Genomic DNA, 15,965 nt, shown 5'->3' on the forward strand with positions numbered 1-15,965 from the left:
TCCGACTTTGGACCCATGGCCACTATTTGGGAGGGGGCATGGACGGATTGTTTCGAGGGTGCACAATATTACTTGTCGAGGACAATGTCGATGTTCGGACCATCTTTTCAGAGGTATTTAAAAATGAGGGTTACCGCGTTCTGGAAGCTACAAACGGTCGAGAAGCCTATGACCTAATTATGGGTTCTGATGATTCTGTGAACGTTGTTTTGACAGATTTGCGAATGCCGATCATGGATGGGTTAGAGTTGGCGACCTTACTCAAAAATAACCCGCGATTTTCTTCCATTCCGATTGTTCTCCTGAGTGCAACCCCTTTGAAAAACTCTTGGAGAGCATTGGAGGTTTTTGACGCGTTGCTTGTAAAACCCTGTCTCTTCGATGAAGTGGTCTCGACCGTTAAAGCGGTTCAGTAGAAGGGATTCTATATAGCTCACTTTTTGTTTCTGTTATCGTTGCGTAGGTCCTCGGGTGCTTCACGCGATGGGCCCGACCGTAAAAAATTGAAGATCGGCCATAAAAATTACGCTAGATCACTTCGTCTTAGCTTCGTTTCTTCTCTTGCATCTTCGACGAGCCGTCTAATAACAACCCTCCTTCGTACAATTTCTGCGTGAACCGTTGAGCTCATCGGCGTAGTTGTTGTTAGCTCTTTGAGGCTGGCAGTGCTTTCGTCAAATCGCTTCTTCATTAGATCTCCTATTGAGAGGTGCCATTTGAACACGATTTCTGCGCCCTTTACTGCGTCGAAAAAATAATTGGACAGGATGCATGTCTCGACGCTATCACGATGACTCCACCGATAGAAAAATAAATGAGGTGCATTTCCGTTTTAGAGAAGTAATGGGAGTAAGGTCTGTGCATCCCTTTGCGAATCAAGGCCAGGTAAAAAGCAACTCGCTTGATTCGTTTTCCCCATCCCGACTCTGCCGCCTCTTCAGTTCATTGAGTCCCTCCGTTGAGATGCTTTGCTATCTTTCCCATTGGAGAATCATATGAACAAGATGAATCGCTTTCGAATGACGGAGCCGGTTCCCGATTACCAAAATTTTCTGGTTGCGGGAAGTGCCCTCTACGTAGACTATTCGGGGCAGCTTGCGGATATCGAATGCATTCAGCAAGTTCTTGAGGACCTCGCGCGTAGTCGTGGAAAGACAAACGACCTTTGTAACCCAAGGCCTCCCATTTCGTCTGAGGACTAGAGCGCGAAAGTGCGCATACATCGTCCGCAAACCGGTTTTAGTATTCCGAATTTGGTGCCGCCACCTCGCTTGGGGCCAGAAGTTTGGCTCTCGCCAGAACTTTCTTGAAGTTGAGCGAAGGCATCGATCGTCTTATTTCATTCACCTGTTCCTGCCTGGAGGCAGAAATGCGAAATTACTCTAATGGCCGCTTTAACAGCGACGAAATTGTGGAAGCAATAGATAAGCATCGACGAGAACACGGCGACTGTTATTTTGAAAATAGCGAGATCAAAGACTCCACAACTCTTAGTGCAAAGGCGCAGAGCTTTCGTGAAAAGAAGTTAGGGTGGCCGATGAGTCCGAACAGCTTTCGACGGGTCACGTCGGTAAAGATTAAAAAATAGCTGAGAAATTAAAATGAAATCTCGGATTGTGACGCCTATTTTTGGGTGCCGCCGAACCGATGGGCAGCCCATGCGGAGGATCTTCCCAGACCTGAAACTCTTATAAATAGACAATACACAAAGGACGAATATGTCAGATACAAAACTACCTGTGGATCAAAGAAACGAAGGCCGAGAACATTCGTCGCCACGCGGACATCCGCAGCAGCATCAAGGGCATAAACCGAACCAAGAGCAAGCAGGGGGGGGCGAGGATCGCATTCGTAAACCGGCTAGCGATGTCGAACGTAATGGCTCCCAATCTCAGCAGCAAGAAGCCGCTAAAGGGCTATATGAAAAGCCTAATAAAGACCACCTTACATTGGTGAAAAAAACAGTTTCCCGCGACTGATCTTGCAACGGCTGGCTGTGAAGCATCCGTGGACTAAGTAAAGGTTAGGCATGGGGAAAAATTGATCGACGCCGAATATCGGCTTGCGAACTTCCAGGGCGAATTCGAATAAAAATACTATCCCAGGTAGCCGACCAAGTCGCCAGAAATGCCACCCTAACTCAGGATTCTTATGTCCATTTTTCAAAATGTAGACAGCTCCGGAAACTTTTCCTACGAGCTCAGATATTCGCACCACTCAGATGGGTGGCAAATGAATAGTATTTCGATTCAACGACGCGATCATCAGATTTTTTCAAAGAAGAATCTCGCAGGAGTTTACCGCGCGGAAGCGGTATTGCTTGAGCAGGGCGTCAACATGTGCGAAGCGGTAATTACACGTTTTAATCTGAAGCCGCTTTTGCATGCATAGTAGTTGTACGCGCCTTTGTAAACTTTGATGGTATTGCCTGAGTCCAGTGCGATATCCCTATGAGTAGGAGAAGTTATGAGCAAAGTAAACCGGTGGCGTGAGTTTTCTTTCATAAAGACTGTTTCCTCACCAGAAAAAGGTATTGAGGCGGACTTGTCGACGAGAAATGATGAGAAATTGGCTGCCAGCCAAATCTTCGGAGCGGACGCTGTTCGAGATCAACAAGCAATATTAGCAGCTGAGTCGGAAGGACTAGCGATTCAAGAGGACTAGATCTCGTCCGTTATCCGTCGGACAGAGAGCCTCAATTGTTGCCCTTGTCTTTCACGTCATTTTTCATTCATTAATGTGGATGGACAGCATTTTAATTGAATGATTTTCGCGATCAAATATCGCGACAACGGACATCGCGGCCTGTTCCATTGAATCCTTAACCTGACCGCGATACGAAGGAATGATCGTGTCAAACTTCAATAAGACCCAAGGCTCTCATCGACTGGAGCAGCAAGGATTTAATCCCAACAAGGAGAAGACGTCGAGATCTAACGATGGTCGCTATTCTTCACGCGATGGCGAGAAGAGAAAGCAAGAGCAAGCTGATCAGCAAAGTGACGCTGGCCCACGCCGCTATGAAGGGGGTGACATCTATCGAAGGAACTACATGAGAGAGACCGAGAAGGCTGATCGCTCGCGGTAATGTTGTATGTGGGCAGGCAGTCCAATTTATTAAAGGGGCCGCAGTTGCGGCCTTTTTAAATGAGGAGATTGACATGCGATTTCATTTCGAAGATAGAGGCCATGAGGCTGGCTTCGTATGGCTGCGGATAGGGAAGATCGAGGTTATTGAAGTAACTAGTGGTTTAGGAAGCAGCCGTACACGAACAGAGTTTCAAATTCGAAACGCACCTATCAATCTAGAAAGTCAGATTATCGTCTGTCGAAAAGCAATAGCTCAATTTATTCGTGAATCTACTGGCTCAAAGGAAATGTCGATTTCAATTTTCGATGATTCGATTGAACCGTGGAAAGGACAATTGTTTGCGATAACCCCGTTGGATGATCATCTCGATGTGTAAGTGAATCGCTGATCCAGGCCCTTTCCTGATGCACACGCCAGCCATTTGTGTTGAATGGTTGTGCACCTTGCCCGTGATAGCGGGCCGATATCCCAATAGTAGGAGTTTCCCATGGCAGAAAAAGAGCAAAAGCGCGGCAACCGAGAACCGAAAAAATCTAAGAAAAAACCAGTACCAGCAGTCCCTGTGCAGCGCGCTCATCAAGGACTGTAGTGAAAACGATTCTTAATCATAAAAATCCTGACAACCGCTGGGCCACATCGCCTAGCCTTTGCCCCTGGGGCTATACGGCCTAGCTTCTTCACGGCGGGTTTATCGCGGGGCGTCTCTCCCCGCGGTGCCCTGAAAGGCCAACATGCGCCGATTTTTTCAATTTGCCTCCCAACGCTCCGCCCCAGATCCGTGGGCCGATACCGCACCTGTGCGCGAGGAACTGTTCGGCATCGAGCGCCTAGAGCAGCACGCGCGCAGCCTCGCGACGGCTCAGTTAGTTGGCATCCATCCACCTCGGGTTCGGTCGTTGCACAATCGGTTGCGCGAAAACGCCGTTGATCTGCTGCTGGCCTATCGCGCAAGTGCCGCAGAAGTGGCTGCTGGACGCCGTGTAGTCCCGGCCGCTGAATGGCTGCTGGATAACTATCACGTTGTTGAATCGCAGGTGCGCGAGATTCGCACTGACCTACCGCCCGGCTACTATAAGCAGTTGCCCAAGCTGGCAGATGGTCCGTTGGCGGGCTATCCACGCGTCTTCGGAATCGCGTGGGCATTCGTCGCCCACACCGACAGCCACTTCGATCCTGCCGTCCTCCGCCGCTTTATTGCAGCCTACCAGGAGGTCCAACCACTGGACATCAGCGAACTATGGGCTGTGGCGATCACCCTACGTATCGTGCTGGTGGAGAACTTGCGCCGATTGGCCGATCAGATCACTGTCGGACGCGCGGCGCGCGCCGATGCCCAAAGGCTCGCCGACCGCTTGCTGGAACCGGGCGCAGCCTATGCCGCGTTGAACCAGGATATCGCCACGCGCGCGAGCAGCCCTGTGTCCGAACTTTTCGCGGCACAGCTCGCCAAGCGTCTGCGCGACCAGGACCCGCGCGTCACGCCTGCCCTACAGTGGCTGGATGAGCGGCTGCGTGACCAGGGTACGGATGCTGACCAGGCTATCCTGCATGCACAGCAGCGTCAGGGTGCCTCCAACGTCTCGGTGCGCAACGTCATCACCAGCATGCGCCTGATGTCTGACATCGACTGGGCAGATATGTTCGAAAGCACTAGCTTAGTGGACACGCGTCTGCGCGCTAGCAGCACCTTCGCGGAGATGGATTTCCCCACACGCAATCGCTACCGTACGGCGATCGAGCAACTGGCTCGGGGATCACCGTTATCCGAACTCGCTATTGTTGAGCGAGCGTTGGCGTTGGCGCAGGCGGCTTCGCCGAAGTCGCCTGAGCTTCTTGTCCAGAACTCCAGCAGGATAGATCCCGGTCATTACCTGATCGCCGAGGGACGCAGCGAATTAGAGCATGCCATCGGATTCCGGCCGCCACTGGTTCTTCGCATCGACCGTTTTAGCGTTCGCGTCGGGCTTAGCGGATACGTGACCGCCATCTTCGCGCTTGCGGCCATGCTGCTGGGTCTCGCGTTCTGGTCCATGTTTGGCATCGGCAGCTTGACGATAGCTCCCACAGGGCTGCTGGCGGTGCTCGCGATGGCCGCATTCATTCCCGCGACCGAGGTAGCCACAGCGCTGGTCCAGCGCGCAATTGCGTCCCGCGCTGGCGCAGTGACGCTCCCGGCTTTGGCGCTGGCCGACGGGGTTCCAACCCATTTGCGCACACTAGTTGTCGTGCCCACGCTGCTCTCCGGCGAGGCGGAACTGCGCCGGCATATCGAGAGCCTTGAAGTTCACCATCTGTCTGGTGCCGGTGGTGACCTATCTTTTGCTCTGCTATCGGACGGCCTTGATGCAGATTCGGAAGTGCTAGACGGCGACGCCTACCTGATCGGCATTGCGCAGGATGCCATCGACGCACTTAACCAACGGTATGGACCAGCCCCAGGTGGTAAGCGCTTTTACCTGTTGCACCGGCAGCGCCGATTCAACGCAAGCGAAAACCGATGGATGGGATGGGAGCGTAAGCGTGGAAAGCTCCATGAACTCAATCGATTATTGCGCGGCGCAACTGACACCAGTTTTATGTCGCTGGGTGGTGCTGCCGACAAAGCTCATCAACCCGAGATCCTTGCCAGAGTGCGCTACGTCATCACGTTGGACGCCGACACCCGACTGCCCCGTGACGCAGCGCTGCGCCTGATCGGCAAGATGGCTCACCCCTTGAACTGTGTGCGCTGGAACAATGCCGAACAGCGTGTAGTGGGCGGTTACGCCATCTTGCAGCCACGCGTGACACCAACACTGCCATTGGGCCGCGAGGGATCGCTCTATCAGTGCATTTCGGCCGGTTCGGGTGGCATGGACCCCTACGCGTCCGCCGTGTCTGACGTTTACCAGGACCTTTTCGGTGAGGGATCCTACACCGGTAAAGGCATCTACGACGTCGATGCCTTCGAGGCAGCGCTTGCTGGGCGTATTCCTGAGAACACGATGCTTAGCCACGACCTTTTCGAAGGCGTGTTCGCTCGCGCGGGGCTTGCCTCGGACGTCGAAGTGGTCGAAGAATTCCCTGCCCGCTACGACGTCGCTGCCAGGCGCCAACACCGCTGGACGCGCGGCGACTGGCAACTCCTGCCCTGGATACTCGGGCGACGCCATTCAGGTGCGGCCCTACCGCCAGTGAGCCGCTGGAAAATGATCGACAACTTGCGGCGCTCCCTGCTGGCGCCCACGAGCCTACTGGCTCTAGCGCTGTGCGCTTGGTTGCCCTGGCCTCAATCATTACAAGCCATGGGGATGCTGGTACTGGCACTGGCAGTGCCCTTCTTTCTGCCCCACATCTCCGGATTAGCGCCAACGCGCGCGGGCATCGGGCTGGGTAGCCAATTACGCCGGTTGGCCAGCGACCTTCGGTTAGCCGTAATGCAGACACTCTGGACGCTAGCTCTGCTTCCGGATCAGACCTGGCGCACGGTGGATGCTATCACGCGTACCCTGATCAGACTCTACGCGACGCATCGGCATCTGCTGGAATGGACAACCGCAGCCCAGTCCGCCGCTCGCCCGCGCCCCGGTATAGCTGGCTTCTATGGCCAGATGGCCGGTGGCGTGCTGTTAGCCCTAGCATTCGCCGTGGGCGTTAGCGTGTTCTTTCCTGCAGCATGCGCAATTGTGTTGCCGCTGTCGGCGCTCTGGGTCGCAGCGCCGGTCTTGGCTTGGCGCGTCAGCCGCCGCCCGCCGATCATGACATCCGGTGCGCCCGAACTCACAGATACCTTGGCCCTGCGCCTTACAGCACGTCGCACTTGGCGTTTTTTCGAAACCTTCGTGACGCCGGCTGAGCACATGCTTCCACCGGACAATTTTCAGGAAGATCCGAAGCCAGTGATCGCTCACCGCACCTCGCCCACCAACATAGGCTTGTACTTGCTGTCGACGGTGGCGGCCCGCGATTTTGGCTGGGCTGGTGCCCTGCAGACTTGCGAGCGCCTGGAAGCGGCTTTCGTCAGCTTGCAGACATTGGAAAGGTTCCGAGGCCATTTCTACAACTGGTATGACACGCGCACGACCCAGGTGCTTGCACCGGCCTATGTGTCGTCTGTGGACAGCGGTAACCTCGCCGGCCACTTGATCGTACTGGCTAATGCCTGCGAAGAATGGATGGGTGCGTCGCTGTCGACGGATTGGACGGAAGGTGCGAGCGACGCACTCGCGCTAGCCCGGGAGTCGGCGTCTGCTAAACCTTCGACCCAAGGGGCACAGGGACAGCGACTGCTGAGCGTCCTTGCCGAGATCGAGGCAGGGTTCCACGATCCTGCCAGCATGTCACTTCCGGTATTTCAGCGCCTGGCCGATAAGGCGGCAGAAGAAGCGCAGGCGCTGGTCCCAGCAATACAAGCGGAAGGTGACGACCTTCTATTCTGGACCAATGCGCTGCAAGGGCGGATCGAGCAACAGGCACGCGACGCCAAGTCATTCGGCGTCGCGGCGAATGCTATCGATGCCCGCTGGCAGGCGTTGGCGCAACAGGCGCGTGCGCTAGCGCTAGGGATGGACTTCGCCTTCTTGCTAGATCCTGAACGCAAACTGCTTTCCATAGGTTATGCCGCAGTGGAGAACTTGCTCGATCCCAACTGCTACGACCTACTAGCCTCTGAGGCGCGACTAGCCAGCCTCTTCTCAATCGCCAAGGGCGACGTATCCACGCGCCACTGGTTCCGCTTGGATCGGACAGCCATCCCCGTAGGACGTGGATCGGCCCTGGTATCTTGGTCAGGGTCGATGTTCGAGTATCTGATGCCCTCGCTGGTGATGCGCGCACCGGCAGGTAGCCTACTGGAGCAGACCAATCGCCTGATCGTGCAGCACCAGATGGCCTACGGTCGGCGGATGAGCGTGCCGTGGGGCATCTCCGAGTCGGCGTACAACGCTCGCGACCTGGAATTTACTTACCAGTACTCCAACTTTGGCGTGCCAGGCCTGGGCCTAAAACGCGGGCTGGCTCAGGATCTGGTGATCGCGCCTTACGCGACCGGTCTCGCTACCATGGTCGATGCACCGCTAGCACAACGCAACTTTGAGTACCTGCAGACGCTTGGTGCGCTCGGGCGCTATGGCTTTTACGAGGCGCTCGACTTCACCCGTTCCCGCCTGCCCGGCGGGTCGCAGGTCGCCATCGTACGCAGCTTTATGGCGCATCACCAGGGCATGACACTTGTCGCAATCGCCAATACGCTCCAGGGCGCTCGCATGCGGGAACGCTTCCATCGTGAACCGATGATCCAGGCCTGCGAATTGCTGCTGCACGAGCGTATGCCGCGCCTCGTCTCTGTGGCGCGTGCGCGCGCTGAAGAGGTGCTGTCTGGCGCAACCAATCCACATGGTGACTTACACGCGGTACGGCACATAGACCCGTCTGTTACGGCGGCCCCTGCTACGCACCTGCTGTCCAACGGGCGTTATGCCGTCATGCTCACCGCAGCGGGCGCCGGCTACAGCCGCTGGCGTGAGTTGGCTGTGACGCGCTGGCGCGAAGACGCGACCCGCGACGACTGGGGAGCCTACGTCTATCTACGTGACACGGATACCGGTCAGATATGGTCCGCTGCGGCGCAGCCGCTGGCCGTGTCACCCGATAGCTACGAGGTAGTCTTCGCCGAGGACCACGCCGCCTTTACGCGGCACGACGGCAGCCTGACGACCACAATGGAGGTGCTGGTGTCCGCCGAAGTTGACGGCGAGGTACGCCGCGTCACAGTCGTCAATACAGGCCGCAAGACTCGTGAAATCGAACTCACCTCCTACTCTGAGGTGGTGTTGGCGTCGCCCGCGGGTGATGATGCTCATCCGGCCTTCTCCAAGATGTTCGTGCAGACTGAATATCTCCCAGAGTTCGGTGCCCTGATCGCTACGCGACGCCCTCGCGGGCCGCACGAGCAGCGGATCTGGGCCGCACACTTCGCCGTGGTCGAAGGCATCGTCACGGCACCCGTGCAGTACGAATCCGACCGGGCACGGTTCCTGGGCCGAGGTCGTACATCCGCCACGGCGCAAGCCATGGCGGACGGAGCCATGCTGTCTGGTACGGTCGGTACGGTACTCGATCCGGTTTTCTCGGTGCGACACCGCGTGCGTGTCGCACCCGGTCGTATGGCGCGCCTGGCTTTCTGGACGCTGGTGGCGCCTACTCGCGAAGCGCTACTGGAACTGGTGGACCAGCACCATGACCGTAGCGCCTTCGAGCGTGCTCGGACCTTGGCCTGGACCCAGGCCCAGGTACAGTTGCGACACATCGGCGTCGAAGCCGACGAAGCCGCAGACTTCCAGCGGCTGGCGGCACCTATCCTCTATGCCGATGCGCGCTTCCGCGCACCGGCCGAGGAGATCGCTCATGGCGCAGGTCCGCAGTCGGGCTTGTGGCGGCACTCGGTCTCCGGCGACTTGCCAATCGTGGTGTTGCGAATCGATGACATCGAGGATATTGCCCAGGTGCGCCAACTACTTCGTGCGCACGAGTACTGGCGAATGAAGGGGCTGAGCGTCGATCTGGTGATCGTTAATGAGCGAGCTTCCTCTTATGTGCAGGATCTGCAGTCCGCTATCGAAACGGCCGTGCGCCGGAGCCAGTCGCCCCTTCGACCACAAGGCGAGACGATAGCCCAGGGGGTGGTCCATACACTGCGCGCAGATCTGATGGATGTGTCAGCCCGGGCCTTACTGCATTCAGCAGCTCGCGTGCTGCTGCTAGCGCGTCGGGGCGACATCGCTCGGCAAATCGGTCTCCTGCCGGAGACGGTGCACTACGCGAGTGCGGCGCTCGAATTAGCTACCTATACCCAATCTTCCAATCTGACGAGGCAGGGGCAGAGCACAGACACGGGGCGGCTGGAGTTCTTCAACGGACTCGGTGGATTCGATCAGGGCGGTCGCGAATACGTGACCGTACTCACCGACGGACAGACCACCCCCGCCCCCTGGATCAACGTCATCGCCAACCCTGTCTTCGGCTTCCAGGTCTCGGCCGATGGCAGCGCAAGTACTTGGGCTGGTAACAGCCGTGAGAATCAACTTACCCCATGGTCTAACGATCCAGTGACCGATCCGACCGGCGAGGCGTTCTTCGTACGAGACGAGTCGAGCGGCGAGCTCTGGAGCCCTACTGCGCAGCCAATCCGCGACGGTGGCACCTACGTTGCACGCCACGGTCATGGCTATAGCCGCTTCACGCACCAGGCGCACGGTATCTCGCTTGAACTGCTGCAGTTCGTGCCACTGGACGCCCCAATTAAGGTGTCGCGCCTCACCTTACATAATCTCAGCCCACAGACGCGGCGTCTATCCATCACGGCCTATGCAGAATGGGTATTGGGTCCCTCGCGTGCGGCTTGCGCACCCTTCATCCTTACCGAGATCGATGCGGCCAGCGGCGTGCTGCTGGCGCGCAATCCCTGGAGCACAGCCTTTCCGGGTAGAGTCGCTTTCGCCGATCTCGGGGGCCGGCAGACCGCTTGGACCGCTGACCGTACGGAATTCCTTGGCCATCGCGGCAGTCTGGCGGCACCCGCTGCATTGCAGAGCCAGGCGTCCCTATCCGGTACGGTGGGTGCGGGCCTGGATCCCTGCGCTGTGCTGCAGTGCAGCCTAGTGCTGCGGCCCGGCGAGTCGGTAGACATCATCGCTCTACTCGGGCAATGCGGCAGCGCGCAGGAAAGTTTGGAACTAGCGGCGCGCTGGCGTGAGACTGATCTGGAGGCCGAACTGCAGCGGGTGCGTGACCATTGGGAAGGGCTGCTCGGTGCCGTGCAAGTGCGCACGCCAGACCGCGCGATGGACATCCTGCTCAACGGTTGGCTTCTCTACCAGACGCTGGCCTGCCGCATCTGGGCCCGCTCGGCGTTCTATCAGGCCAGCGGTGCCTACGGCTTTCGAGACCAACTGCAGGATGGCATGGCGCTCACATTCGCGCGGCCTGAAGAAACGCGTCAACACTTGCTGCGCGCTGCAGGCCGTCAGTTCCTCGAAGGTGACGTGCAACATTGGTGGCTGCCGCATTCGGGCCAAGGCGTGCGCACGCGAATCTCGGACGACCGCATCTGGCTGGCTTTCGCCGCGGCCAGCTATGTGATCGTCTCGGGCGATACAGCGGTACTTGACGAATCCATCGCCTTCCTGGAAGGCCCCGCGCTGCAGGTAGGCGAACATGATGCCTTTTTCCAGCCGATGCCTGCAGGCATCTCTACAACGCTGTTTGAGCACTGCGCGCGCGCATTAGACCAGAGTATTGACCTCACTGGCGAATTAGGGCTGCCGCTGATGGGGACCGGAGATTGGAACGATGGCATGAATCGTGTGGGCCAGGAAGGCCGGGGTCAGAGCGTTTGGCTCGGCTGGCTGCAGGTACGGACACTGATCCTCTTCGCTCCTCTTGCAGAGGCACGCGACCCCACCCGCGCCGCGCGCTGGCGGGGCCATCTCCAGTCTGTGACGGCCTCGCTGGAGCGCGAGACCTGGGACGGCGCCTGGTATCGGCGCGCCATATTCGACGATGGCACGTGGCTGGGCAGCCGCCACAGCGAGGAATGCTGCATCGATTCGATCGCCCAATCCTGGGCGGTACTGTCAGGAGTCGCCGAACCTGACCACGCACAGATGGCGATGGACTCGCTGCGCTCGCACCTGGTGCTGCCAGAGGCGGGGCTGGCGTTGCTCTTTACCCCACCTTTTGAGCACACACAGAGCGACCCTGGCTACATCTTGGGTTACCCGCCGGGCTTACGTGAGAATGGAGGTCAATACAGCCACGCGGCCATGTGGGCCATCCTAGCGTTCACGCAGTTACGCGGCGCCCCGCAGGCGGGCGAGCACGCCCATGCCCTGTTCGCTCTGGTCAATCCTATCAACCATGCTCGGACAGCTGCTCAGACGGCGCGCTACCGCGTGGAACCGTACGTGGTGGCTGCGGATGTGTATTCGGTATCGCCGCACGAGGGCCGGGGCGGCTGGACCTGGTACACCGGTGCCGCCGGCTGGATGCACCGTGCGGGTATGGAGGGGATTCTAGGCATTCGCCGCGAAGGCGAGGTGTTAATCCTCGATCCGTGTATTCCAGCCGGATGGCCTGGCTTTGAGGCAAAAATCGTCTTGGGTGCGGCACGCTACATCATCCAGGTCGAATCGCCGGGGATGCGCTGCGCCGGTATCTCGGCAGCTGAACTGGACGGCATGCCACTCACCTGCGATGGTGGCGCATTGCGAGTGCCCGTCACACCGGGTGAGCACCGGCTGGTGGCTACGTTGTGAAGGTATGCTTGTCCCACTGACCCGGCAATGAAAGCCAGCAGAAAGCGGCTTCGACTTGTTCTTCACCGCCTTCGGGTGTCCATGTATTTTTTCTCTGACGAGTAACGGACCAGCCTCTCAAATGCGACAAACTCGTCGATGCTGGCCCAGGCCAGATCTGTGGCTCACCAGGTCATCGCAGTCCGTACACGCGGGAAGAATTATTAAAACAATAACTTTAAAACGTATGGGAGTCGGCGCGCGCAGTTGCCCCCACCCCGCGCCTGCCCGCTAAATAGGTCGTTTTTGATTCAAATTTGCGTTAGCCGCTTAGGCCTGTCTCACCTGGCCCGACGGCCGATCTAGGTGATATCAAATCTGACGCATTTTGACGCACAATGGCGGCATTTCTACATAGGGGCGTGGTCGTCGTTTCATCCGGCGCATTTGTGGCTTCTGCATAGGTCGCCGTCATTGCCGAGGCCGCACTAGAAGCGCCACAAGCCGCCGCAGTATAGAGGGGATGCATTTGCAATTTCCGTCACAATTTCATTCCTTGCGACTGTAAGGATCGACTATGGACGAATTTCTCGACACTTCAGAATATCGTGATTCATTGAGCCCCTTGTCCTTCACTCAATGCCCAGCTAGGGGGAACGCCAATATTGGCGCGCAGCGTATCGAGAAGGACCGTTACCTGGATAGAATGAAGCGTCGAAGGTCCGTTATTGGCCGCTTGCGGACTTCGGGAATAAGATTCAAACAGGATGGGAAGAAGTTGAGAACGGAGCCTGTGATTATGGCTGTGGAGGAAGCCGCAGGTGAATCCAACATGCGAAACCGGCAGAAGATGGCGTAGTGCAAGGGTGACCGAAACGCTCTTGCCAACGCCCAGCAGCCTTAAGTCGGCTGCCATTGCGGGGCCGGCGTGTGCGGTTGGCCGGCGGCAAACAGGTCGTCGATGGCCGCATTGGGGCGATAAAAGAACCCCAGGACGTCATCGACTTCTGCGCCCAGCAAGGGATCAAGCCTCAAATCACTTTGATCAAGGCTGATGAAATATCGGCGCGTTGGAAAGATGTCATTGGGAAAAAAGTACGCTATCGCTATGTCATCGACATGGCATCGTTGGCTTGATTCTCGACGGTTTCATCGGATTGTTCTGGAGAACAGGTGGCGTGCGCAGGATGTTTCGGATTTAACGCGCCGCCAATATCTGAGGTCCAACACCGTTGATGTCTCGGGTACCTGTCAATGCCATGCTGACGTCCAATTCTTTTTGCATGATTTGAAGCATCCTGGTTACACCTTGCTCGCCCATCGCACCAAGACTGTAAAGGAAGGCTCGGCCAATCATCGTGCCTTTGGCGCCGAGCGCGATAGCTTTTAATACATCTTGGCCGCTGCGGATGCCGCCATCGAGCCATACTTCAGTTTGATCGCCAACGGCGTCGACGATTTTCGGCAAGGCCGTGATCGTTGACATCGCGCCATCAAGTTGGCGTCCACCGTGGTTGCTGACCACGATCGCATTTGCACCAGACTGCGCGGCAAGCTTCGCATCCTCGCTATCTAGAATGCCTTTCAGGATAAGCTTTCCGCCCCATTGCTCCTTGATCCATGCCACATCATCCCAATTCAAGGTGGGATCGAACTGACTGGCAGTCCATTGACTCAAAGTACGAATTCCTCCGGATCCCCCTTCGATATGGCCGTCCAGGTTACCAAAAGTCTTGCGTCCGCCCAGGGCCCTTAGTGCCCAACCTGGCTTGCTCGCCAGATCCAGTATGTTTGCAAGTGTCAGTTTGGGAGGTATCGAGAGGCCATTCTTCAAATCTTTGTGGCGTTGACCATTGATCTGCAGATCAAGTGTCAGCACCAAGGCGGAGCACCTGGCAGCCTTGGCGCGCTCGATAATCGATTTTACAAAGCCACGGTCACGCATGACGTATAACTGAAACCAAAATGGTCTGGTCGTAACGCTAGCGACGTCTTCGATTGAGCAGATGCTCATTGTCGAGAGCGTAAATGGGATGCCGAACTTCTCAGCCGCAATTGCCCCTAGCATTTCACCGTTCGCCCATTGCATGCCCGTCAGGCCGGTTGGTGCGATCGCGACAGGCATGGAAACCTCTTCGCCTATCATCCTGGTTCGGGTGGAACGTGCGTCAACATTGACGGCGACGCGTTGCCGGAAATTCAGGCGACTCAGGTCATCGGTGTTCGCGCGGTAGGTACTTTCGCTGTAAGACCCGCTGTCGACATAGTCATAAAATGCTTTGGGCACCCGTTTCTTTGCCAGGACGCGAAAGTCTTCGATACATGTAAAAACGGGCATGCTTTTTTCTCCGGATTTGGTACCGAATGATAGTTGGTCTAGCGTCGCCAACGAAACCAAGAAGGCTACATCGAAAAATCTGCGTAGAAAATTGGATTGTCCCCCTGATTGTTTAAGGGTTCTACTGCCGATATTGGTGTTATTCCCTATGGGGTAGGCGGGAATCTAAACCACAACGCAAGGGGGCGATCTTGGTGTTGAATTGCATCAGATGAAACTACCTTTTGAATCATTTTTGCTCGGTGCGATCGTGCGGATACGTAGATGAGATGAGGGGGCGGGATTTGTCCGTTATCTACCCTTCAGAATAAGCTGAAAACAGTCTTATTGCCCGAGAGCAAGGCAATTGACGAAGGTCCGCTTCTGGCCGGAAGCAGACGTCGAAAATGACTTCATCATTACTCTGCGGCTTTGCCACCGGCGCCGTGCTGCAGGACGATGGCGGTACCAACGCCTGATCGCATCTTCCCTGGATGCGATCAGGCGCACATGCCGCGATGGTATCGCTGCACGTGCGCCCACGCGAGAGAGCGTGCCGACGGAGGCCGGCACGCCGCTCCTTACGCCTTGGCGGCTTGCAGTTGCTGCAGCACCGGCAGCAGTTCTTCCGGATCAGGACGTTCGGAGTAGTCAGGGTTGACTTCCGCGTAGGCGATCACGCCATCCTGGCCGATCACGTAGCGCGCCGGCATGGGCAGCGTCCAGCTGGGTTCACCGTTGTTGATCGCGAGGTCGTTCTTGAACACGTTCTTGTACAAGTCCTGCAGGTAGTCGGGCAGCGTGAAGCGCAGGCCGAAGAGATCGGCGACTTCATTACCGAGGTCGGACAGGATGGGGAAGCCGATCTTGTTCTCGCGCACCGAGCGGCGCGTGTTGGCAGGGGTCTGCGGCGACACTGCGACCAGTTGCGCGCCCAGCGCTTCCAGTTGCGGCAGCGTTTCTTGCAGGGCCTGCAGGTCCATGTTGCAGTAGGGGCACCAGACGCCGCGATAGAAGGTCAGCACCAGCGGGCCGTTGGCCAGCAATTCTTCCGAGCTGTGCAGCTTGCCGTCGGCATCGGGCAGCGCGAACTGCGGGGCGCGGTCGCCGGCCTTGAGGGCGTGGTCGGCGGCGTGCGAGGCGACCAGCTCGGCGGTGGCGCGGTGCATCGGTTCATGGATCCACGCGGGGGCGTTGAACGGCGGGCCGCCGGCTTCGAAGTTGCGGCGGAATTCGGCGAGTTTTTCGGGCAGTTTCATGATGCTTCTCCTAGGTTGGCTTGCTT

Annotated in this window: 8 protein-coding genes; 6 read left to right on the forward strand and 2 right to left on the reverse strand. The window is 57.3% G+C overall.

Translation table 11 applies throughout. The features are described 5' to 3' along the window. Positions 1-38: 38 nt before the first annotated feature. The 6 genes from ACVC5H_RS04575 (at position 39) to ACVC5H_RS04600 (ending at position 13,500) form a co-directional block, all read left to right on the forward strand. Positions 39-416: a response regulator gene (locus ACVC5H_RS04575; RefSeq protein WP_489621206.1), complete on the forward strand. Its 378-nt coding sequence runs from the start codon at positions 39-41 to the stop codon at positions 414-416. Positions 417-1,718: 1,302 nt separating this feature from the next. Next, entirely contained in the window at positions 1,719-1,979 is a 261-nt protein-coding gene (locus tag ACVC5H_RS04580) for a hypothetical protein (protein ID WP_489621207.1), read from the forward strand. A 487-nt stretch (positions 1,980-2,466) separates the two neighbouring features. Next, positions 2,467-2,664 (forward strand): hypothetical protein, encoded by a 198-nt coding sequence (locus ACVC5H_RS04585; protein WP_077236027.1) that lies wholly within the window; start codon positions 2,467-2,469, stop codon positions 2,662-2,664. Between the two features lie 497 nt (positions 2,665-3,161). Then, positions 3,162-3,467 (forward strand): hypothetical protein, encoded by a 306-nt coding sequence (locus tag ACVC5H_RS04590; RefSeq protein ID WP_489621208.1) that lies wholly within the window; start codon positions 3,162-3,164, stop codon positions 3,465-3,467. A gap of 355 nt (positions 3,468-3,822) precedes the next feature. Further along, a complete protein-coding gene (locus ACVC5H_RS04595; RefSeq protein WP_489621209.1) occupies positions 3,823-12,384 on the forward strand; it encodes a glycoside hydrolase family 94 protein in 8,562 nt (2,853 codons plus the stop codon). A 915-nt stretch (positions 12,385-13,299) separates the two neighbouring features. After that, a complete protein-coding gene (locus tag ACVC5H_RS04600; protein ID WP_489621210.1) occupies positions 13,300-13,500 on the forward strand; it encodes a hypothetical protein in 201 nt (66 codons plus the stop codon). A 61-nt stretch (positions 13,501-13,561) separates the two neighbouring features. Here the strand turns inward: ACVC5H_RS04600 and ACVC5H_RS04605 are convergent, their stop codons facing one another. After that, positions 13,562-14,701 carry an alpha-hydroxy acid oxidase gene (locus tag ACVC5H_RS04605; protein ID WP_489621211.1) on the reverse strand — a complete coding sequence of 380 codons (1,140 nt, stop codon included), beginning with the start codon at positions 14,699-14,701 and terminating at the stop codon, positions 13,562-13,564. 560 nt (positions 14,702-15,261) lie between these two features. Next, positions 15,262-15,939, reverse strand: coding sequence for a peroxiredoxin-like family protein (locus ACVC5H_RS04610; RefSeq protein WP_489621212.1), 678 nt, complete (start codon positions 15,937-15,939; stop codon positions 15,262-15,264). Positions 15,940-15,965 lie beyond the last annotated feature (26 nt).

Source organism: Herbaspirillum sp. Her3 (genome assembly GCF_057961275.1).